Here is a 19,477-nt window from a genome sequence, read left to right on the forward strand (position 1 = left end):
CCCGGCCTAACTGGCCTCCAACCGGGGCCGTGGCGGCGCCTTGGGGTCGTTGTCGGCGTCCTCGGCCTCCTCCTTGGCGAGCCGCCGCATCTCGGCGCCGAGCAGCTTTTCCATGGTCGCGCGGCTGTCGCGGCTGGCCATGATGTAGCGCTCCTCCTCGCCATAGACCGGGGCCAGGCGCTTGAAGAGCGCCAGGTCGTGGTCGCGGAAGATGGTCGCCACCTGCTTGGCCCGCCGCTCGGAGAAACCCAGGCGCACCAGGGCCTTGCGCCCGAAGTTCAGCGCGCTCTCGAAGGTCTCCCGCTCGACCTCGTCGCCACCGGCCTGGATCAGTTCGTAGGCGTGGCGGCGGTCGAAGGCGCGGGCCATGATGGTCAGGTTGGGGAAGTATTCCGTGGCCGCCTTGACCAGCTCCACGGCCTTGTCCTTGTCGTCGATGGCCACCAGCAGCAGCTTGGCCTTGGCGGCCCCGGCCGCGCGCAGCAGGTCCAGGCGGGTGGCGTCGCCGTAGTGCACCTGCCAGCCGAACTGGCGGATGGTGTCGATCTGCTCGATCGATGAGTCCAGCAGCACCACCTTGAACTCGTTGGCGGTGAGCAGGCGGGTGGCGATCTGGCCGAAGCGGCCGAAGCCGGCGACGATGGCGTCAGGCGCCCCGTCGTCGAACGGCAGGCGCTCGGGCTCGGCCCGGGCCTTGGTGCGGTTGAGGACCAGCCGCTCGTAGAGGGCGAAGGCCAGGGGGGTCAGGGCCATCGACAGCGCCACCACCGAGGTGGCCAGCGCCGCCTGGGCCGGATCCAGCACCCGGGCGCCCACCGCGAAGGTCAGCAGCACGAAGGCGAACTCCCCGCCCTGGGCCAGGGAGACGGCGACGGTGGCCGCGTCGCGGCGGTTGCTCCGGAAGGCCAGGCCCACGCCCCACATGGCCAGCGCCTTGAGCACGATCAGGCCCAGGGTCAGGGACACGATCAGCACCGGCCGGGCGATGATCAGCCCGATGTTTAGCCCCGCGCCGACGGTGATGAAGAACAGGCCCAGCAGCAGGCCGCGGAACGGCTCGATATCGGTCTCCAACTCGCGGCGGAATTCGCTCTCGGCCAGCACCACCCCGGCCAGAAAGGCCCCCAGGGCCGGCGACAGCCCGACCAGCTCCATCAGCGCGGCGACCCCCACCACCAGCAGCAGGGCCGAGGCGGTGAAGATCTCGCGCAGCCGGGCCGCGGCGATGAAGCGGAACATCGGCCGGGTCAGGTAGCGGCCGCCGACCACCACGCCGCCGATCGCCGCCAGGGTCGCCAGGATGCGCACCCAGGCCGGCAGGCCCTCCAGCAGGCTGGGGTCGGGGCTGGCCATCGCGACACCGGGGTGCGGCGTCGTGGCGAGCAGCGGCAGCAGCGCGAACAGCGGGATCACCGCCAAGTCCTGGAACAGCAGCACCCCGAACGCCGCCTGCCCCACCGGCCCCTGGCGCAGCCCCTTCTCCTCCAGGTTCTGCAGCACGATGGCGGTGGATGACATGGCCAGGATCAGGCCGGAGGCCACCGCCACCTGCCAGCTGGCGCCCAACATCAAGGCGACGGCGCCCATCACGGCGGCGCTGGCCAGCAATTGCGCCAGCCCCAGCCCGAAGATCGAGGTGCGCATCTGCCACAGCAGGGCGGGCCGCACCTCCAGCCCGATGAGGAACAGCAGGATCACCACGCCGAACTCGGCGAAGTGCCGCACGTCGCCCTGTTCGCCCACCAGGTGCAGCGCCGCCACGATGGCGCCGGCGATCAGATAGCCCAGCACCGAGCCCAGCCCCAGGCGCTTGGCGATCGGCACCGAGATCACCCCGGCGGCCAGGTAGACCAGGGCCTGGATCAGGAGGGACTGGGGATGCATCACGGCTCCAACCTACACGCGGGGATCGGGAGCCACGCCGGCCTCTTCATCAATCGATGAATTTTTCGCGATACTGTTCTCACGCGCGCATTTGCGGCGTATTGGGCGAGCATGGCGAACAAGGTTTCGAAAGACGCCGTCGAGGCGCTGCAAGGGCGGCTGTTCGACGGCATGACCATCATGGCGGGCGGCTTCGGCCTCTGCGGCATCCCCGAGCTGCTGATCGCGGCGATCCGCGACTCCGGCGTCAAGGACCTGACCGTGATCTCCAACAACTGCGGCGTGGACGGATTTGGCCTGGGCCTGCTGCTGGCCGGCGGCCAGATCCGCAAGATGATCTCGTCCTATGTGGGCGAGAACAAGCTGTTCGCCGAGCTCTACCTGTCCGGCAAGCTGGAGCTGGAGTTCACCCCGCAGGGCACCCTGGCCGAACGCATCCGGGCCGGCGGCGCGGGGATCCCGGCCTTCTATACCCGGACCGGGGTCGGCACCCTGGTGGCCGAGGGCAAGGAGGTCCGCGAGTTCGACGGCGAGCTCTATGTGATGGAACGCGGCCTGAAGGCCGACCTCGCCATCGTCAAGGCCTGGCAGGGGGACCGGGCGGGCAACCTGATCTACCGGATGACCGCGCGGAACTTCAATCCGATGATGGCCACCGCCGGCAAGGTCTGCCTGGTCGAGGTCGAGAAGCTCGTCGAGACCGGGACCTTCAATCCCGACCACATCCACACCCCTGGCATCTTCGTCGACAGCCTGTTCGAAGGTGTCCAGGAGAAGCGCATCGAACAGCTCACCACCCGCGCGAAAGAGGTCGCCTGATGGCCTGGACCCGAGACCAGATGGCCGCCCGCGCCGCGAAGGAGCTGCGCGACGGCTTCTATGTGAACCTGGGGATCGGCATTCCCACCCTGGTGGCCAACCACATCTCCGAGGGCATGCACGTGACTCTGCAAAGCGAGAACGGCATGCTGGGCATGGGCCCGTTCCCCCTGGAGGGCGAGGCCGACGCCGACCTGATCAACGCCGGCAAGCAGACCATCACCGCCCTGCCGTCGTCGTCCTATTTCTCGTCCGCCGACAGCTTCGCGATGATCCGCGGCGGCCACATCGATCTGTCGGTGCTGGGCGCCATGCAGGTGGCCGAGAACGGCGACCTCGCCAACTGGATGGTGCCCGGCAAGATGGTCAAGGGCATGGGCGGGGCCATGGACCTGGTGGCCGGCGTCAAGCGCGTGGTGGTGGTCATGGAGCACACCGAGAAGACCGGCGCGTCCAAGCTGCTCAAGGCCTGCACCCTGCCGCTGACCGGCCAGGGCGTCGTCGACCTGGTGGTCACCGACCTCGGCGTCTTCGACATCTCGCGCGGCCGCAAGCCGATGACCCTGGTGGAACTGGCCGACGGGGTGACCCTCGACGAAGTGCGCGCCAAGACCGAGGCCGCGTTCCAGGTGGCGGAAAGGGCGGCCGCCTAGAGAGCGCGTCAGGCGAAAGTGGATCCCGGTTTCGCCGCCCGACGCGCTCTAATGAAAGAGTTAGAGCCTTTCGCGCGGTCGCGATCGCTGGCTTTGGATCGAACGTGTCAGACTACGCCTTGTCGATCGCGGCCGCGATTTCGTCCGTCGTGCGTCCGGTGAGGTCCTTGTTGATTTCGCCGATCAACCTGGACTGCAAATCCTTGTGCCAATGCTTGCGCAACTCGCCGAGCGTGCGGGGGGCCGCGATAACCAGCAGCGCCTCAAACTTGCCGGCCAGAGCCCAGCTGTTCAGCATTTCAGCCACGCCTGTCGCATAGCCGTCCTCGGCCTGCGTATCGTTATCGGGATTGGCGGCGCTGGACCGATGCGCGGAAGCGCCGGACGACCGCTCCCGCATGGCAGGAACCTCCACGGCCGTGAGCACGGGATCGGCGTGGCCGGTGTTCCTGAACAGCACCAGTTGTGCGCCATCGGCCACAGCCACCAGGGCGCCATTGGGAAGGATCATCGTTCGCTCTCCTGCTCGGGAGGCGTAACGGCTGGGCCAGGGAGCAGTTGCGTTCCGGCGCGACCAGGCGGCGACGGTGCGACCATTGCATGGTTCATCAGAGCGACGTTTTTCCCTACCGCCAGCGCAACACAAGCGGCCCCAGCGCCGCGCCGAGCGCCGCGGTGAGCAAGACCCCCAGGCTGTACCAGGTGGCGACGAAGGCCAGGGCGGTCTCCGGGCAGTGCAGGCCGTAGGCGGTGGCCGCCACCCCGCCGGCGAACAGGCCCGCCGCCCCGCCGGCCAGGGCCAGGCGGGTGGGGGCGAAGCCGCGGACCGTCAGCAGGGTGGCGACCAGGATCGGGGCGGCCAGCGCCAGAATGTAGAGCGGGCATCGCCGCCAGGACTGGCCCATCCAGAGCGCCGAACGGACCTCCGACGGCGCGGCCATCAGCTGCAGCGACCCCAGGCCGACCAGCAGCAGCAGGGCCGCCGCCGCCACCCACAGGCCGGCGCGACCGACCCCGCCCGGCCGGGCCAGCCGCTCCAGGGCCAGGAAGCCGCCCAGGCCGAGGACCGCCGCATAGGCCGCCTTCATCCAGAACATCTTGCCGTGCACGGCCGTCATCAGGTCGGGCCGCATGCCCAGCCACCATACCACCAGCGCCAGAGCCACGAGGCCGCCCAGCGCCGCCACGGCGGCGATGCGCCACGGCACCTGCCGGGCGGAGGCCGGGCGCAGGTCGCCGGCCAGCCGGTCGATCAGCTTGTCAGTCTCCACGCGGGGCCACCCTCGCCATCAGCGCCTTCAGGGCGCGGTGCAGCGACACCTTGGCCGCGCCTTCGCTCATGCCCAGCCGCTCGCCGGCTTCGGCCAGGCTGAGGCCCTCGATCTTCACCCCGCGCACCAGCTGTTCCTGGCGCTCCGGCAGGCCGCCCAGCAGGCGGTCGAGGTCGGCCTTGACCTCGCCCTGTGGCGCCTCGTCGACCCAGAGGGTATCGGCCACGTCGTCAAGCGGCACGTGGCGGCGGATGCTGCGCCGACGCCAGTGATCGATCAGCTTGTAGCGGGCCATGGCGTGGGCCCAGGCGGTGAACGGCTGGCCCGGGTCGTAGGTCATCCGGCGGCGGTGGACGGCCAGCAGGGTCTCTTGCACCAGGTCCTCCACCTCGGCCGCATGGTCGGCGCCGAGCCGCCGCCGGAAATAGGGCGTCAGGCGCAGGTTCAGCAGGGTCAGCACCTCGCGCCACGCCTGGCCATCGCCGGCCTGGGCGCGCAGCATGAGGGTCTTCAGCCGCTGCTCGACGTCGGGGAACACCGGGGCTCCACATCAGGGTGAATTCGCACCGGACCGCGAAAGGTTACGTCCGGGGCCGAGGAAAAAGAATCGCCTGTTCCTGTAACCTGCATCGCGTACGCCGCGAACTAGCTCCCGACTGCGCCGCTGTGGCCGGTCCGAAATGGGAGCTGCTCATGAAAACCGTTCAAACGTCCCTGGCCGCCGCGGCCGTCCTCGCCCTGATGGGCGGCGCCGCGATGGCCCAGGACAGCATGGCCAAGGACAATATGGCCAAGAAGCCGGCCGCGGTGGAGAAGTGCTACGGCGTGGCCATGGCCGGCCACAACGACTGCAAGGCCGGCGCGGGCACCACCTGCGCGGGGACCTCCAAGGTCAACTACGACGCCAAGGCGTTCAAGGAAGTGCCGGTCGGAACTTGCGTCACCACCAAGACGCCGCACGGCATGGGCTCGCTGTCGCCCAAGGCCTGATCGCCGAACCCGTCCGGACACGCCCCATGACCCCCCAACCGACCGCCGGCCTCAGCCTGAAGCCGCAGCACTATGCGGAGGCCCTGGCCTGCCGGTCGGATGGGCTGTGGTTCGAGGCGCATCCGGAGAACTACATGGCCGCCGGCGGACCCAGGCTCGCCTGGCTGGACGCCATAGCCCGCGACAGGCCGATATCCCTGCATGGGGTCGGCCTGTCGCTGGCGGCGGACGAAGCGCCGGACGAGGACCACCTCGCCGCGCTGAAGCGCCTGGTCGACCGGGTCCAGCCGATACTGGTGTCGGAGCACCTGGCCTGGTCGATGCGGCGCGGCGTCTATGCGCCGGATCTGCTGCCGTTTCCGCGCACGGCGGCCGCGCTGGGGCGGATCGCCGACAACGTCGACCGGATGCAGGCGGTCCTGGGCCGCCGGGTGCTGATCGAGAACCCGGCGCTGTATCTGCCGCTGACCGGCCACGACTTCGGCGAGGTCGAATTCCTGACCGCCCTGGCCCGCCGCACCGGCTGCGGGCTGCTGGTCGATGTGAACAACGTCCATGTCAGCGCGCACAATCTTGGCTATTCGGCCGAGGCCTACCTGGACGCGGCGCCCGCCGAGCTGGTGGGGGAAATCCATCTGGCCGGCCATGCGCCGGACGAGCGGCTGGGGGCGACGATGCTGATCGACACCCATGGCGCAGCGGTCGCCGAGCCGGTCTGGGCGCTTTATGCGCGCTTGATCGGCCGCATCGGGGCGCGGCCGACGCTGATCGAGCGCGACGACGCGATCCCGGCCTTCGCCGGCCTGCTGGCCGAGCGCGACCGCGCCCACGACCTGCTGACCCGCGAGCGCGAATATGCGTGAGGCGTTCCACGACCGCTTCCTGGCCGCCGTCGCCGGGGACGACGCTGCGCTCGCGCCGTGGTGCGAGACGCCGCAGGCGGGCCTGTCGGTCTATCGCAACACCATGGCCAAGGCCTGCGCCGACGCCCTGGTCGCCCAGTTCCCGACCGTGGAGCGCGTGGTCGGGCCGGCCTGGCTGGCCGCCGCGGCCACGGCCCACGCCGCCGTCTCTCCGCCTCGCCAGGGGTCGCTGCTGACCTATGGCGCGGCCTTCCCGGATTGGCTGAGGCGCTTCCCGCCGGCCGCCAACCTGGCCTTCCTGCCCGGCCTGGCGCAGCTGGACCTCCTCTGGACCGAGGCGCACCTAGCCGCCGACGCCGCGCCGCTGGATCCCGAGGCGGTCGCCGGCCTGCCGCCGGACGCCTTCGGGACCCACGCCCTGGTCCTGCATTCCGCCACCCGGTTCGCCGGCTTCGACGACACCACGCCCCGCCTCTGGCAGGCTCTGCAGCCGCCGGGCGAGCCGCCGGACGCGTTCGAGCTGGAGCCCGAGCCGCAGGGCCTGCTGTTCGTCCGGCCCGGTCTGGATATCGCCCACCAGACGATCGGCCCCGGCGCGCTGGCCTTCCTGGCCGCCTGCCGGGACGGCGATAGCGCCGCCGCCGCCGCCGCGGCTGGCCTCGCCGCCGAGCCCTGCCTCGACCTCTCCGCCACGTTCGCGCGCCTGCTGGCCGCGGGCGCCTTCGCCGCCCTCAGGACCCTTCCATGACCATGACCACCGCCCGCACCGGGCCGCGCGCCAACCCCGTCCGCGCCTTCGGCCAGCTGGCCGGGCGACTGGTCCCGGAAAACGCCATCGCCCTGGTCACCCGGCTGGGCGTCGCCGCCATATTCCTGCAGTCCGGCCGCACCAAGGTGGACGGGGTGCTGCACATCACCGACGGGACCTACGCGCTGTTCCGCGACGAGTACCGCCTGCCGCTGATCCCGCCGGACATCGCCGCGCATGTGGCGACCTATTCGGAGCACCTGTTCTCCGTCCTGCTCATCTTCGGCCTGTTCACCCGGTTCTCGGCCCTGGCGTTCCTGGGCATGACCGCGGCGATAGAGGTCTTCGTCTATCCCGACGCCTGGCCGACCCACCTGAGCTGGGCCGGCCTGCTGATCTATCTGGTCGCCCGCGGCGGCGGTGCCTGGAGCCTTGACCGGATGTTCCGGTTGGATTGAGGCTGGCGTCTGCGAAACCAGCCCCCACGTATCTGCCCAAGCCCACACAAGTCCCCCCAAGAACCCTCAACGAACTGTACAAGCCCATGAAAAGACGTCTGTTCGCGGCCATCGCCGCCACCACCCTGATGTTTGCCGGCGTCGGAACCGCGGCTTCGGGCCTCAAGACGGCGGTGTTCGCCGGCGGCTGCTTCTGGTCGATGGAGAAGGGCTTCGAGTCGACGCCGGGCGTGGTCGAGGCCGTATCCGGCTATGCCGGGGGTGCGGCCCCCCACCCGACCTACGAGAACCACGAGGGCTATCTCGAGGCCGTGAAGGTCACCTACGACCCGAGCAAGATCAGCTACGCCCAGCTGGTCGACAGCTACTATCACCACATCGATCCGACCGACCCCTACGGCCAGATCTGCGACCGGGGCCCGTCCTATAAGCTGGCGGTGTTCACCGCCGCCCCCGACGAACGCGCCGTCGCCGACGCGGCCAGGGCCAAGTACGAGAAGCAGCTGGGCGCGAAGATCACCGTCGCCACCCGTCCCTCCGCGTCCTTCTATAACGCCGAGGCCTACCACCAGGACTACGCCAGGAAGAACCCGGCGGCCTATGAACGCTACCGGATCGGCTGCGGCCGGCCCCAGGCGCTCAGGGTGGTGTGGGGCGGGCAGGAAGCCCACTGACCGGATCGCGCGGCCGGGGCGAAAAGCCCTGGCCGACGAACATCTCGACCCGGCGCCGGTGGCGGGCGTCCAGCCAGACGCTACCGATCTCCAGGTCGCGGGACCTGGCGAAGTCGGCCTGCATCTCGGCGCGCCGCCAACCCTCGTAGGAGACCATCAGAACCCGCTGGCCGATGGCGGCGGTCAGCGGCGCGGCCGTCTCGGCCTGGTTGCGCGGCCCCTCCATCAGCAGCCAACTGGCCAGGGGCGGCGCACCCCCCGTGCGGTCGCAAGACCGCACGGAAGACACAAAGAAGGAGCGCGTGTCCCTTGGACACGCGGGTCCGAGGCGATCGCGGCCGTAGTAGGAGACCGCGTAGAACAGGAATCGGTTGTTGACCGCGATGGCGGTCAGGCCCGGCTCGCGTTCGGCGCGGTCCAGGATCACCTTCGTCGCCTCCGACCAGCCACGCGCCCGCTTCAGGCCGTTGGACAGGCCCACCTTGTCGGCGATGGCCGGCGAGATGACGCTGGCCAGGAAGAAGGCCGCCACCGCCCCCTGGATCGCGAACGCCGCGATCAGCCAGCGCCGCGCCCGCCAGCGCATCAGCCAGGCCGCCACCAGGACGGCGCCCGCCAGATAGCCCGCGCCTGACCAGTTGGCGTTGGCCCGGCTGATGAACGCCTGGGCGGTGACGATCACCAGTGGCGGCAGGGTGAAGCAGAGCAGCGTCAGGTCGGCCTCCGCCAGCCGCCGGCGCATCGCCGCCAGGGTCACGCCCACGAGTAGCGCCCCCAGCGGGATCGGCCCGAACACCCCGAGCTGCGAGCCGACGAAGGTGGCCATCGCCTCGACGTTGAACAGCTGCACCCCGTCCCAGGCGGCGTTGGCGGCGGTGTGCTGCAGGGTCGCGAAGCCGTGGGCGGCGTTCCAGGCGACGTTGGGCGCCACGACCGCGGCGAAGGCGACGAGCGCCGCCCCCGCGGCCGGCGGGCTCCAGCCCGCTCGCGCCCGCCGCGAGGCGGCCAGGTGGATGGCGAGGCCGATCAGGAAATAGACCGCCGCATACTTGCTGAGGAAGGCCATCCCCAGGGCCGCGCCGAGGCCGGCCGCGAGCAGCACCGGACGCCGCGGCCGCTCCAGCAGCATGACATAGGCCAGGATCGTCAGGCCCAGGAAGAACAGCAGCGGCGCGTCGGTGGCCGCCACCAGGGCCGAGAGCTGCACGCCCGGCATCAGCCCATAGAGCGCCGACGCCGCCAGGCCGACCGCCGGGCCATAGAGCCGGCGGCCGATCAGGAAGACCACGAACGTCGCGCCGGCCTGGAACAGCACCGCCGACAGCCGCACCCAGGGCTCGGCGTCGCCGCCCAGCGCCGTGGTCGCCCAGATCGACCAGGCGATCACCGGCGGCTTGGAATAATAGCCGAAGTCCAGGGTCCGCGACCAAAGCCAGTACTGGGCCTCGTCCGGGTAGAGTTCGAGCGGGGAATGGAACAGCGCGACCAGCCGCGCAAGCGCCAGGGCCAAGGTCAGCAGCGCCGCGGCCCGCAGGTCGTGCGTACTCCCGGGCGGCTTCAGGCTTTGCGACATTCCAACCCTCGAAGGCCCCGGACCGTAGACACAGATTAGCAGATCGCAAGCCGCTGCGACGCGGTTGCGCCTTCACTTTCGGGGCAATGCTTGACGGCGCCCCGCGCTGGGGCCATCTGCGCCCGGCTCTGGAGGACTGCATGAGCTTTGTCGTTCCCGCCGAGTGGGCGCCGCACCGGGCCATGTGGCTGGGTTTCCCCAGCCATGCGGCGCTGTGGGCGGATGACCTGCCCGCCGCCCAGGCCGAGGTCGCCGCCCTGGCCCGAGCCCTGGCCGGCCCAGGCGGCGAGCGGGTGCGGCTGATGACCGGCCATCCGGATGGCGAGGCGGCGGCGCACGCCCTGCTGGGCGACGTGGCCGGGATCGAGATCGTCCCCGGACGGTTCGGCGACATCTGGCTGCGCGACACCGGCCCGATCTTCCGTGGCGACGCCGCCGCCGGGTTCCGCTTCAACGGCTGGGGCGGCAAGTACGAGCTCGAGCATGACGACACCGTGGCCGCCCAGATCGCGCAGGCGGCGGGCGTGGCGCTCACCGAGAACGATTTCATCCTGGAAGGCGGCGCCGTCGACCACGACGGGATCGGCACGGTGCTCACCACCGGCCAGTGCGTTCTGAACCCCAACCGCAACCCCGGCTGGACCCAGGCCGTGGCCGAGGCGGCGCTGGCCGCGAGCCTGGGCGCGCGCAAGGTGCTGTGGCTGGGCGAGGGCCTGCGCGGCGACCACACCGACGGCCACGTCGACAACCTGGCTCGCTTCGTGGCCCCGGCCACCGTGGCCATCCCCGTGGCTTGGGGACGGGGCGATCCCAACGCCGAGGCCTTCGACGACGCCGCGCGCCGGCTGGCCGGCATGACCGACACCCAAGGGACCAGGCTGAAAGTGGTCCGCATCCCCTCGCCGGGCTGGATCGACGGCGACGATGGGCCAAAGCCCGCCAGCCACATGAACTTCCTGATCGCCAACCGGGCGGTCATCGTGCCGATCTACGAACCGCGCCCCGGCGAATTCGCCGTCGAGGTGCTGAAGGCGCTGTTCCCGGACCGCGCCGTGATCGGCCTGCCGTCCAGCGCCATCCTGACCGGCGGCGGCTCCTTCCACTGCATCACCCAGCAGGAGCCGGCCCGATGACGCGCCATCTCACCGTCGCCGCTTTGCAGACCGCCTATGGCGAGGACCTGGCGGCCAACATCGCCAGCACCGCCGACCTGATCCGCCAGGCAGCCGGCCAGGGCGCCCAGGTGATCCTGCCGTCGGAGCTGTTCCAGGGCCCCTACTTCTGCGTCGCCCAGGAGGAGCGATGGTTCGCGACCGCGCATCCCTGGCGCGAACACCCCTGCGTCACCGCCCTGGCGCCCCTGGCCCAGGAACTGGGCGTGGTGCTGCCGATCTCGATCTTCGAGCGCGAGGGGCCGCACTATTTCAACAGCCTGGTGATGATCGACGCGGACGGAACCCCGATGGGCGTCTACCGCAAGAGCCATATCCCCGACGGGCCGGGGTATATGGAGAAGTACTACTTCCGGCCCGGCGACACCGGCTTCAAGGTCTGGGACACCCGCTTCGGCCGCATCGGCGCGGGCATCTGCTGGGACCAGTGGTACCCCGAGGCCGCCCGCGCCATGACCCTGCTGGGCGCCGAGGTGCTGCTCTATCCCACCGCCATCGGCTCCGAGCCGCACGACGCCAGCCTGGACACGGCCCTGCCGTGGCGGCGCGCCATGCAGGGCCACGCCGTCTCCAACGTCATCCCGGTGGCGGGCGCCAACCGCACCGGCTTCGAGCCCTGGGCCGGCTATCCCAACGGCGGCCAGCAGTTCTACGGCTCCAGCTTCATTGCCGACCACCGGGGCGACCTGGTCTCCGAGCTCGGCCGCGACGACGAGGGGATCGTCCAGGCGACCTTCGATCTGGACTTCCTGACGACCCATCGCGCCGCCTGGGGCTTCTTCCGCGACCGCCGGCCGGACCTCTACGGCGCCTTGACCGAGCGGCGGCCGGCATGATCGAGACGGAACGGCTGATCCTGCGACCCTACCGGGAGGACGACCGCCCAGCCTTCGCCGCGCTGAACGGCCATCCCGAAGTGGGCGACTGGCTGGGCGGGGCGCTGGACCCCGCGGCCAGCGACACCCTGATGGACCGGGTCGGCGGCCAGATCGCCGAGCGGGGCTTCGGCTTCTGGGGCGCCGAGCGCCGGGCCGACGGCCGGCTGGTGGGGATGATCGGCCTGCTGGTCATGGGCGACGACCTGCCCGCCCCGGGCGCCATCGAACTGGGCTGGCGGCTGCATCCGGACGCGCAGGGCTCGGGCCTTGCGACCGAAGGCGCCCTGGCCGCACGCGACTGGGCCTTCACCAACCTCGACGTCGCGGAGGTGGTCGCTATCACCGCCCACGCCAATGTCCGCTCCCAGGCCGTGATGCGCAAGCTGGGCATGACCCCCGACCCCGCCCGCGACTTCGACCACCCCCGCCTGGCGCAGGACCACCCGCTGCGTCGGCACGTGTTCTTCACCGTGCAACGGCCGAGCTGATGCCGCGGTCCCGGGCGCTGCCCACACGTCGGGCTCCGGCTCAACAGCGAAGGACCGTCAGGCCGTTCTTGATCACCGTGGCGCCGCGGTCCTTCACGCGCGCCTCGAAGGATATCCGCTCGCGGTCCGTCCAGAGGTCGACGGTCACCGTGTCGCCCGGGAACACCGGGGCCGAGAACCGCGCCTGGTGGCTCAGGATCTGCTCCGGGTCGAAGCCGGTGATCGCCTGCAGCACCGCGCGGCAGGTGATCCCGTAGGTGCACAGCCCATGCAGGATCGGGCGCTCGAAGCCGGACCGCCGGGCGCTCTCCGGATCGGAATGCAGCGGGTTGCGGTCGCCGTTCAGGCGATAAAGCAGCGCCTGGTCCTCCCGCGTGGAGATGTCCACCGAGAGGTCCGGCTTGCGCGCGGGGACCGCGTGCGGCGTCGGCTCGTCCTTCGACCCCGCGCCGAAACCGCCGTCGCCGCGCGCGAAGGTGGAGCCGGTGAGGGTGGCGACCTTCTCGCCCTTGTCGTCGGTCCAGACCGTCTCGTTGACGATCACCGCGCCCTTGTCCTTGCCCTTGTCGTAGACGGCGATAGTGCGGCCCTGGGCCGTGAACGTCCCCGCCGTCGGCAATGGCCGGTGCAGTTCCACCTTCTGCTCGCCGTGCACCACCATCAGGAAGTTGATCAGGCTCAGCCGGTGACCGGGGTCCTGCGCGACGGGCTTGGCGTCGGCGGGCACACGGCCGGCCAGCACCGTGGCCGCGGTCGGCACGACCTTGAGGCCCTTCTCGTAGACGAAGGCCAGCTCGGTCTCGTCCAGCGGATCGCCGCCCAGGCCGATGCCCAGGGCGTAGAGCATCACGTCCTTGTCGCCGTAGGTGAAGGTCCTGGCGGCGGTCTTTTGCTTCAGGATGTCCGGGTAGTAGATCGGCATGGCGATGTCCGTGTTCCGGGGCTCTGGCCCGCGCCGCCCGATTGAAGAGGCTGATCGCCGCAGGCGCAAGCGACCGGCGCCATTTGCCGCCCTCGCCGGGATCGGCTAGAAGCGGCGACCTCGCGCGCGAGACCCGCCTGTCGGCGTCACCGCGTCCTGCTTTTCGAAGGTTAGACGATGGCCACCCAACCGATGCCCACGGGCGAACTCTCCGGCAACGTGCTGTTCTATTCCAAGCCGGAACCGCTGGCGAAAGAACTGCACAGCAAGCTGGGCGTCAAGCGGATGGACGGCCCATTCGGCTTCGCCAAGGTCGGCCACGCCATCCCGCTGACCGTCGGCGAATTCCCGCTTTCGGCGGTCACCGGCCCGATCATCTTCGTCGGCGACGAGAAGCTGCCGATCGCCGTCATGGGCCTGAACGCCGGCGAGAACATGTTCGTCCGTGACGATGGCACCTTCGAGAGCGGCATCTACATCCCGGCGTATGTGCGCCGCTATCCGTTCGTGTTCGCCAACGACGACGCCAACAAGCAGATGGTGCTGTGCATCGACCGCGGCGCCGAATTCATCGTCGACAAGGGCTACGACATGCCGTTCTTCGACGAGCAGGGCGAGCCGACCGAGTACACCAAGAACTGCATCGAATTCTGCAATAACTTCGAGGTCGAGCGGCAGCGGACCATGAGCTTCGTCCAGCTCCTGAAGGACATGGACCTGTTCGAGCTGAAGACCGCCACCTTCACCCCAGGCAACGACGACGGCACCCCGGGCGAACCGCAGAAGATCGCGGAATATTTCGGCGTCTCCGAGGAGAAGCTGAATGCGCTGCCCCCCGCCAAGTTCGTCGAACTGCGCGACAACGGCGCCCTGGGCCAGATCTACGCCCACATGCATTCGCTGGTCGGCTGGGACCGCCTCGTGGCCCTGGCGATGACCAAGGCCAACGAACAACAGACCCCGCCGAAGCTGAACTCGTAGCGCGTTTCCCTCCCTATTATGGGGAGGGACAGACCGCGAAGCGGTCCGGGTGAGGAAGTCAGGATCAAACTCCGACTCCGCACTCCGGCCCACACTTCCCCACCCCGCTCGCCTTCGGCGAGTCGTCCCTCCCCATCAAGGGGAGGGAAAAGACATTACCGGCTGAACACGCTGCGCGTCAGGCACGAGAATACCAGCCGCCCGGCCTCATCCAGCAGGTCGTGCTGGGCGATGACGATGCCCTTATCGTCGCCGACCGGGTCCTTGGCCATCACCGTCATCCGGCCGCGCAGCAGCTCGCCGGGCGGCGGGTTGCGCATCCAGCGCAGCGCGTCCACGCCCAGGCGCTTGGTCTGCGGCCAGTCGGTGGACGCCATGGCGTCCAGCTTGGCCCAGATGGAGAAGACCATGGCGTCCGGCGCGCCGCGGTCGACGGTCCAGCCCGGGGCGAAGGCGGCCACGAAGGCCTCCAGCGCGGCGGCGTCCACGCCCATGGCGCCCAGGTTGACCACCTGGCCGATCTGAATCTCATCGAAGGCGGCGGGCACGGGGAAGCTCCTGACAAAACGCGATTCGTCGATCATGAAGCGGGAGCCGCCCAAGTCGAGCCGCTTTACGGCGTCACTTTGCGGGATGGTCGCCGGTGGGCCATATAGCGCCGGTACAGTCGGGACATGACGATGCAATTCCCCTTGGGGCGAATCCTCCTGGGCGCCCTCCTCGCGCTCCTCTTGCCCGCCATGGCCCTGGCCCAGCCCGTCAACACCGGCCACATCCAGGCTGAGCTGGTCGCCGCGACCCAGGGCGTCGCGCCCGGCCAGAGCGTGCAGATCGCCCTGCGCCAGAAGATTCAGAAGGGCTGGCACACCTATTGGCGCAACGCCGGCGACTCGGGCGAGGCCACCAAGGTGAAGTGGACCCTGCCGCCCGGCTGGAGCGCCTCGGACTTCACCTGGCCGACGCCGCACCGGTTGCCGGTCGGGCCGCTGGTCAACTACGGCTATGAGAACGAGGTCCTGCTGCCCCTGACGGTGACCGCGCCGGCCGATGCGAAGCCGGGCCAGCCGGTGACCCTGACGGCGGCGGCGGCCTTCCTGGTCTGCGCCGACATCTGTGTCCCCGAGGACGCGACGCTGACGCTGACCCTGCCGGTCACCGCCGGTCCCGCGCCCGCCGACCCGCAATGGGGCGCGAAGATCGCCCAGGTGCTCGCCGACGCGCCGAAGCCGGCGGGCCTCACGGGCGCCTTCGAGAAGCAGGGCCAGGTCGTGAAGCTGGCGATCACAGGGCCGGCGCTGAAGAGCGCGGACCTGGCCGGCGCCTATTTCTATCCGTTCTCCGGCACGGTGATCGACCACGCGCGGCCGCAGCCGATCGAGCGCGGACCGGACGGCCTGACCGTGACCCTGACGCCCGGCTACGACTTCCAGTCGCCAAGCCCGCCCAAGGCGCTGGCCGGCGTGCTGGCGCTGGCGGGCAAGGCCTACGAGGTCACCGCCACGCCGGGGCCCCTGCCGCCCGGCGCATCCGGCCTGGGCGCGCCGCCGGTCAAGGCGGTGCTCCCCGCCGGCGCCGCCAGCCTGGGCCTGGCCAGCGCCGCCTTCTTCGCCTTCGTGGGCGGGCTGATCCTCAACCTCATGCCCTGTGTCTTCCCGATACTGGCCCTCAAGGCCGCCTCCCTTGCGGGGCATGGCGGCGGGGCGGAGCGCGAGGCGCGCCGCCAGGGCTTGGCGTTCGGCGCCGGGGTACTGGTCACGTTCCTGGGCTTGGCGGGCATCCTGATCGCGCTCCGCGCCACCGGCGAACAGCTGGGCTGGGGCTTTCAGCTGCAGGATCCGCCGGTGGTGGCCGGCCTGGCGCTGCTGATGCTGCTGGTGGCGCTGAACCTCTCCGGCCTGTTCGAGGTCGGGACCTCGCTGCAGGGCCTGGGCTCGGGCCTGGCCGCCCATAGCGGCCTGGCCGGCGCGTTCTTCACGGGAACCCTCGCGGTGGTGGTCGCCGCCCCCTGCACGGCGCCGTTCATGGGCCCGGCGCTGGGCTGGGCGCTGACCCAGCCGCCGGCCGCGGCCCTGGTGGTCTTCCTGGGCCTGGGCATCGGCTTCGCCGTGCCCTTCGTCGCCGTGGCCTTCATCCCCGGTCTGCTCCACCGCCTGCCGCGGCCCGGCACCTGGATGGAGACCTTCAAGAAGGGCCTGGCCTTTCCGATGTACGCGACCGTCGCCTGGCTGGTCTGGGTGCTGACCGTCCAGGTCGGCTCGGACGCCGTGCCGCGCATCCTGGGCGCGGCCATCGTCCTGGCGCTGGCCGCCTGGATCGCCGGCGCGGCCCAGAAGCGGGCGGTGATGGGCGGGCGGCCGGTGCTGCTCACCGGCCTGGCCGCTGGTCTGGCGGTCGTCGCCGTCGCGGGCGGCGCGGTCTGGCCGCGCTATTCCCTGGCCGCCACCCCGGGCGAGGTCGGCGCCGACGCGGCCAAGCTGGAGTACGAGGCCTATACCCCCGAACGCCTCGCCGCCCTGCAGGGCGAGGGCCGGCCGGTGCTGGTCAACTACACCGCCGCCTGGTGCGTGAGTTGCCAGGTCAACGACCGGGTGGCGCTTTCCACCAAGGCGGTGTCCGAAGCCCTGACCCGCGACAACGCCGTTTATCTCAAGGCCGACTGGACCAAGCGCGACCCGGCCATCGCCGCCGAGCTGGCCCGATACGGCCGCGCGGGCGTGCCGCTCTACCTCGTGTATGGCGCCAAGGGGGGCGAACCGGCTATCCTGCCCTCGCTGCTGACCCAGGGCCTGGTGGTGAAAGCCCTGGACCACGCCAAGGCGAGCTGACCCCTCTTGAGGAGGCTGACCATGATCCTCGACCGCAGATGGCTCCTGGCGCTGGCCGCCGCCAGCATCGCCGCGCCCGCACTGGCCGCGCCGGTGCTGGGCCAGCCGGCCCCGGCCTTCCAGGCGGTGGACGCCGACGGCCGCACCCGTTCGCTCGCCGAGTTCCGCGGCAAGACCGTGGTGCTGGAGTGGACCAACAACGGCTGCCCCTATGTCCAGAAGCACTACAACTCCGGCGCCATGCAGGGACTGCAGAAGCAGGCGACCCGGGACGGCGTCGAATGGCTGACGATCATCTCCTCGGCGCCGGGCTTCCAGGGCTACCTGACCGGCCCGCAGGCCCGCCAGTGGAAGACCAAGGTCGGCGCCGCCTCCAGCGACGTCCTCTTGGATCCGAAGGGCCTGGTCGGCCGCGCCTATGGCGCCAGGGCGACGCCGCACATGTTCGTCATCGATGCGGCCGGCAGGTTGGTCTACATGGGCGGCATCGACGACCAGCCGACCCCCGATCCGGAAAGCCTGAAGGTCGCGAAGAACTACGTCGCTGCCGCCCTGGCCGACGTGAAGGCGGGCCGCGCGGTGGGCAGGCCGCTCACCCAGGCCTACGGCTGCAGCGTGAAGTACAATTCAGCCGATTAGCGGGTTGCCCTTGAGCGATATCGACGCCGCCTGGGCGGCCCTCTCCAAGGCCGCCAGGATCGCGCGTGAGCGGCGGATCGACAGCCTGTTCGCCGCCGAGCCGGACCGGCTGGCGCGGCTCGGCCTCACAGCGGCCGGGCTGGAGATCGACCTCTCCAAACAGCCCTGGTCGCTGGCGGACCACGCGGTGATGCTCGACTTGGCCCGGGCTTCCGGCGTCGAAGCCGCCCGCGAACGGCTGTTTGCTGGCGAGATCGTCAACCGCTCCGAAGGCCGCCCGGCCCTGCACATGGCGCTGCGCGCGCCGGACGGGGCCGACTGGCGCGCCGAGGGCCAGCCGGTATCCCGCGAGGTCGAGGTCGTGCGCGACGCCATGCGCGCCTTCGCCGAGACGGTGCGCTCGGGCGCCAGGACCGGCGCCACCGGCAAGCCGTTCCGCGCCATCGTCCACATCGGCATCGGCGGCTCGGACCTGGGGCCGCGGTTCGTCTGGGAGGCGCTGAGGCCGCTGGACCCGCAGATCGAGCTGCGGTTCGTGGCCAATGTCGATCCCGCCGAACTGGCCCAGGCCCTGACCGGCCTGGACCCGGCCGAGACGATGATCGTCACCGTCTCCAAGACCTTCACCACCCTGGAGACCCTGACCAACGCCCAGGCGGCCCGGGCCTGGCTGCGCGCCAGCCTGGGCACAGCCTCGGACACCCACCTGGTCGCCGTCTCCGCCGCCGCCGACAAGGCCCAGGCGTTCGGCGTCCCGGCCGACCAGGTGTTCGGCTTCTGGGACTGGGTCGGCGGTCGCTATTCGATCTGGTCGTCGGTGGGGCTCTCCTGCGCCGTGGCCCTGGGCTACGACGTCTTCGCCCGCCTGCTGGCCGGGGCGCATGCGCTGGACGAGCACTTCCGCTCAGCCCCGCTGGCCGACAACGCGCCCGTGCGCCTGGCCCTGGCCCACATCTTCAACCGCAACGGTCTGGATCGCCCGATCCGCGCCGTGGTTCCCTACGCCCAGCGCCTGAGGCTGCTCGCGGCCTTCCTGCAGCAGCTGGAGATGGAGTCGAACGGCAAGCGGGTCACCGCCGACGGCCGGCCCGCGCCACATGCGACGGCCGCCAGCGTGTTCGGCGACGCGGGCACCAACGGCCAGCACGCCTTCTTCCAGCTGCTGCACCAGGGGACCGAGGTGATCCCGGTGGACCTGGTCGCCGTGCGCCAGGGCTTGGAAGGCGACCCGGCCGCCCAGACCAAGCTGCTGGCCAACGCCATCGCCCAGGCCGAGGCGCTGATGGTCGGCCGCAGCGAGGCCGACGTCCGCGCCGAACTGGCCGGCCGCCCCGCCGCCGAGATCGACGCCCTGGCCCCGCAGCGCACCTTCCCGGGCAATCGGCCGTCCAGCTTCATCCTGATCGAGCGTCTCGACCCCGAGCGGCTGGGCGCTCTGATCGCGCTCTACGAGCACAAGACCTTCGTCGAAGGAATTCTGTGGAAAATCAACAGTTTCGACCAGTGGGGCGTGGAGTTGGGCAAGACCCTGGCGACCCGCATACTGGGCGAGCTGGAGGGTGGGGCGGCTGGCGCGCACGATCCCTCTACCGCGGCCCTGATCGCCCGGCTGCAGCCCTGAGCGCCGCCCGCTTGCCCG

The 19,477-nt window shown here is 70.5% G+C and carries 21 protein-coding genes; 14 read left to right on the top strand and 7 right to left on the bottom strand.

From position 1 onward, the window contains the following. Positions 1–6: 6 nt before the first annotated feature. Complete coding sequence (locus Q0R13_RS06855; RefSeq protein WP_293901429.1) at positions 7–1,884, bottom strand: monovalent cation:proton antiporter-2 (CPA2) family protein; 1,878 nt, start codon at positions 1,882–1,884, stop codon at positions 7–9. Positions 1,885–1,995: 111 nt separating this feature from the next. On the opposite strand from Q0R13_RS06855, the gene Q0R13_RS06860 reads away from it, so the two are divergent. Together Q0R13_RS06860 and Q0R13_RS06865 are read left to right on the top strand one after the other, a co-directional pair. Continuing rightward, positions 1,996–2,703 (top strand): CoA transferase subunit A, encoded by a 708-nt coding sequence (locus Q0R13_RS06860; protein ID WP_293901432.1) that lies wholly within the window; start codon positions 1,996–1,998, stop codon positions 2,701–2,703. Beyond that, on the top strand, positions 2,703–3,356 hold the full coding sequence (locus tag Q0R13_RS06865; protein ID WP_293901435.1) for a 3-oxoacid CoA-transferase subunit B: 654 nt from the start codon (positions 2,703–2,705) through the stop codon (positions 3,354–3,356). The genes Q0R13_RS06860 and Q0R13_RS06865 overlap by 1 nt, the downstream gene beginning before the upstream one ends. Before the next feature lie 112 nt (positions 3,357–3,468). On the opposite strand, the gene Q0R13_RS06870 is transcribed toward Q0R13_RS06865, so the two are convergent. The 3 genes from Q0R13_RS06870 to Q0R13_RS06880 all read right to left on the bottom strand — a co-directional run bounded on the left by Q0R13_RS06870 (position 3,469) and on the right by Q0R13_RS06880 (position 5,165). Beyond that, on the bottom strand, positions 3,469–3,867 hold the full coding sequence (locus Q0R13_RS06870; protein WP_293901438.1) for a host attachment protein: 399 nt from the start codon (positions 3,865–3,867) through the stop codon (positions 3,469–3,471). A gap of 115 nt (positions 3,868–3,982) precedes the next feature. Continuing rightward, positions 3,983–4,627, bottom strand: coding sequence for a DUF1109 domain-containing protein (locus Q0R13_RS06875; protein WP_293901441.1), 645 nt, complete (start codon positions 4,625–4,627; stop codon positions 3,983–3,985). Next, positions 4,617–5,165, bottom strand: a complete 549-nt coding sequence (locus Q0R13_RS06880) for a sigma-70 family RNA polymerase sigma factor (protein WP_293901444.1) — start codon at positions 5,163–5,165, stop codon at positions 4,617–4,619. The genes Q0R13_RS06875 and Q0R13_RS06880 overlap by 11 nt, the downstream gene beginning before the upstream one ends. A gap of 155 nt (positions 5,166–5,320) precedes the next feature. Here Q0R13_RS06880 and Q0R13_RS06885 point away from each other — a divergent pair, with 155 nt between their 5' ends. The 5 genes from Q0R13_RS06885 (at position 5,321) to msrA (ending at position 8,360) form a co-directional block, all read left to right on the top strand. After that, positions 5,321–5,617, top strand: coding sequence for a DUF2282 domain-containing protein (locus Q0R13_RS06885; protein WP_293901447.1), 297 nt, complete (start codon positions 5,321–5,323; stop codon positions 5,615–5,617). Positions 5,618–5,643: 26 nt separating this feature from the next. Next, positions 5,644–6,480 carry a DUF692 domain-containing protein gene (locus tag Q0R13_RS06890; protein WP_293901450.1) on the top strand — a complete coding sequence of 279 codons (837 nt, stop codon included), beginning with the start codon at positions 5,644–5,646 and terminating at the stop codon, positions 6,478–6,480. Beyond that, on the top strand, positions 6,473–7,228 hold the full coding sequence (locus Q0R13_RS06895) for a putative DNA-binding domain-containing protein (protein WP_293901453.1): 756 nt from the start codon (positions 6,473–6,475) through the stop codon (positions 7,226–7,228). The genes Q0R13_RS06890 and Q0R13_RS06895 overlap by 8 nt, the downstream gene beginning before the upstream one ends. A 2-nt stretch (positions 7,229–7,230) precedes the next feature. Then, complete coding sequence (locus tag Q0R13_RS06900; RefSeq protein WP_293901541.1) at positions 7,231–7,686, top strand: DoxX family protein; 456 nt, start codon at positions 7,231–7,233, stop codon at positions 7,684–7,686. Positions 7,687–7,772: 86 nt separating this feature from the next. Further along, complete coding sequence (msrA, locus tag Q0R13_RS06905) at positions 7,773–8,360, top strand: peptide-methionine (S)-S-oxide reductase MsrA (RefSeq protein ID WP_293901456.1); 588 nt, start codon at positions 7,773–7,775, stop codon at positions 8,358–8,360. Here msrA and Q0R13_RS06910 read toward each other — a convergent pair. Further along, on the bottom strand, positions 8,326–9,933 hold the full coding sequence (locus Q0R13_RS06910) for a glycosyltransferase family 39 protein (RefSeq protein WP_293901459.1): 1,608 nt from the start codon (positions 9,931–9,933) through the stop codon (positions 8,326–8,328). The two genes, msrA and Q0R13_RS06910, sit on opposite strands and share 35 nt — an antisense overlap. Positions 9,934–10,073: 140 nt before the next feature. Between Q0R13_RS06910 and Q0R13_RS06915 the strand changes: the two genes are divergently transcribed. Genes Q0R13_RS06915 through Q0R13_RS06925 form a run of 3 tightly spaced genes read left to right on the top strand, consistent with a single transcriptional unit; the run spans position 10,074 to position 12,471 of the window. After that, complete coding sequence (locus Q0R13_RS06915; protein ID WP_293901462.1) at positions 10,074–11,066, top strand: agmatine deiminase family protein; 993 nt, start codon at positions 10,074–10,076, stop codon at positions 11,064–11,066. Next, positions 11,063–11,941, top strand: a complete 879-nt coding sequence (gene aguB / locus Q0R13_RS06920; protein WP_293901465.1) for an N-carbamoylputrescine amidase — start codon at positions 11,063–11,065, stop codon at positions 11,939–11,941. The genes Q0R13_RS06915 and aguB overlap by 4 nt, the downstream gene beginning before the upstream one ends. Beyond that, positions 11,938–12,471 (top strand): GNAT family N-acetyltransferase, encoded by a 534-nt coding sequence (locus Q0R13_RS06925; RefSeq protein ID WP_293901468.1) that lies wholly within the window; start codon positions 11,938–11,940, stop codon positions 12,469–12,471. Before aguB ends, Q0R13_RS06925 begins: the two co-directional genes overlap by 4 nt. 40 nt (positions 12,472–12,511) lie before the next feature. Here Q0R13_RS06925 and Q0R13_RS06930 read toward each other — a convergent pair whose 3' ends face one another. After that, positions 12,512–13,393: a MaoC/PaaZ C-terminal domain-containing protein gene (locus Q0R13_RS06930; protein ID WP_293901471.1), complete on the bottom strand. Its 882-nt coding sequence runs from the start codon at positions 13,391–13,393 to the stop codon at positions 12,512–12,514. 177 nt (positions 13,394–13,570) lie between these two features. Between Q0R13_RS06930 and Q0R13_RS06935 the strand changes: the two genes are divergently transcribed. After that, a complete protein-coding gene (locus tag Q0R13_RS06935) occupies positions 13,571–14,374 on the top strand; it encodes a SapC family protein (RefSeq protein WP_293901474.1) in 804 nt (267 codons plus the stop codon). 155 nt (positions 14,375–14,529) lie between these two features. Here Q0R13_RS06935 and Q0R13_RS06940 read toward each other — a convergent pair whose 3' ends face one another. Next, the gene (locus Q0R13_RS06940) at positions 14,530–14,922 is read right to left on the bottom strand and encodes an acyl dehydratase (protein ID WP_293901476.1); all 393 of its coding nucleotides are present in this window, start codon (positions 14,920–14,922) and stop codon (positions 14,530–14,532) included. A gap of 132 nt (positions 14,923–15,054) precedes the next feature. Here Q0R13_RS06940 and Q0R13_RS06945 point away from each other — a divergent pair, with 132 nt between their 5' ends. From Q0R13_RS06945 to pgi, 3 genes are read left to right on the top strand one after another with little or no spacing between them, the layout of a single operon-like run. Next, on the top strand, positions 15,055–17,199 hold the full coding sequence (locus Q0R13_RS06945; RefSeq protein WP_293901479.1) for a protein-disulfide reductase DsbD domain-containing protein: 2,145 nt from the start codon (positions 15,055–15,057) through the stop codon (positions 17,197–17,199). Between the two features lie 21 nt (positions 17,200–17,220). Continuing rightward, complete coding sequence (locus Q0R13_RS06950) at positions 17,221–17,838, top strand: thioredoxin family protein (protein WP_293901482.1); 618 nt, start codon at positions 17,221–17,223, stop codon at positions 17,836–17,838. A 10-nt stretch (positions 17,839–17,848) separates the two neighbouring features. Further along, complete coding sequence (gene pgi, locus Q0R13_RS06955) at positions 17,849–19,459, top strand: glucose-6-phosphate isomerase (protein WP_293901485.1); 1,611 nt, start codon at positions 17,849–17,851, stop codon at positions 19,457–19,459. Positions 19,460–19,477 lie beyond the last annotated feature (18 nt).

It is taken from the genome of Phenylobacterium sp., assembly GCF_025351295.1.
GTDB lineage: Bacteria > Pseudomonadota > Alphaproteobacteria > Caulobacterales > Caulobacteraceae > Phenylobacterium.

Excerpts from the sequence above, each read along its gene's own strand:
- Q0R13_RS06900 (WP_293901541.1), top strand. The coding sequence starts at position 7,231 with ATGACCACCGCCCGCACCGGGCCGCGCGCCAACCCCGTCCGCGCCTTC.
- Q0R13_RS06915 (WP_293901462.1), top strand. The coding sequence starts at position 10,074 with ATGAGCTTTGTCGTTCCCGCCGAGTGGGCGCCGCACCGGGCCATGTGG.
- Q0R13_RS06885 (WP_293901447.1), top strand. The coding sequence starts at position 5,321 with ATGAAAACCGTTCAAACGTCCCTGGCCGCCGCGGCCGTCCTCGCCCTG.
- Q0R13_RS06860 (WP_293901432.1), top strand. The coding sequence starts at position 1,996 with ATGGCGAACAAGGTTTCGAAAGACGCCGTCGAGGCGCTGCAAGGGCGG.
- Q0R13_RS06890 (WP_293901450.1), top strand. The coding sequence starts at position 5,644 with ATGACCCCCCAACCGACCGCCGGCCTCAGCCTGAAGCCGCAGCACTAT.
- Q0R13_RS06945 (WP_293901479.1), top strand. The coding sequence starts at position 15,055 with ATGCAATTCCCCTTGGGGCGAATCCTCCTGGGCGCCCTCCTCGCGCTC.
- Q0R13_RS06865 (WP_293901435.1), top strand. The coding sequence starts at position 2,703 with ATGGCCTGGACCCGAGACCAGATGGCCGCCCGCGCCGCGAAGGAGCTG.
- Q0R13_RS06895 (WP_293901453.1), top strand. The coding sequence starts at position 6,473 with ATGCGTGAGGCGTTCCACGACCGCTTCCTGGCCGCCGTCGCCGGGGAC.
- aguB (WP_293901465.1), top strand. The coding sequence starts at position 11,063 with ATGACGCGCCATCTCACCGTCGCCGCTTTGCAGACCGCCTATGGCGAG.
- Q0R13_RS06910 (WP_293901459.1), bottom strand. The coding sequence starts at position 9,933 with ATGTCGCAAAGCCTGAAGCCGCCCGGGAGTACGCACGACCTGCGGGCC.
- Q0R13_RS06855 (WP_293901429.1), bottom strand. The coding sequence starts at position 1,884 with ATGCATCCCCAGTCCCTCCTGATCCAGGCCCTGGTCTACCTGGCCGCC.
- Q0R13_RS06950 (WP_293901482.1), top strand. The coding sequence starts at position 17,221 with ATGATCCTCGACCGCAGATGGCTCCTGGCGCTGGCCGCCGCCAGCATC.
- Q0R13_RS06925 (WP_293901468.1), top strand. The coding sequence starts at position 11,938 with ATGATCGAGACGGAACGGCTGATCCTGCGACCCTACCGGGAGGACGAC.
- msrA (WP_293901456.1), top strand. The coding sequence starts at position 7,773 with ATGAAAAGACGTCTGTTCGCGGCCATCGCCGCCACCACCCTGATGTTT.
- Q0R13_RS06930 (WP_293901471.1), bottom strand. The coding sequence starts at position 13,393 with ATGCCGATCTACTACCCGGACATCCTGAAGCAAAAGACCGCCGCCAGG.
- Q0R13_RS06935 (WP_293901474.1), top strand. The coding sequence starts at position 13,571 with ATGGCCACCCAACCGATGCCCACGGGCGAACTCTCCGGCAACGTGCTG.
- Q0R13_RS06870 (WP_293901438.1), bottom strand. The coding sequence starts at position 3,867 with ATGATCCTTCCCAATGGCGCCCTGGTGGCTGTGGCCGATGGCGCACAA.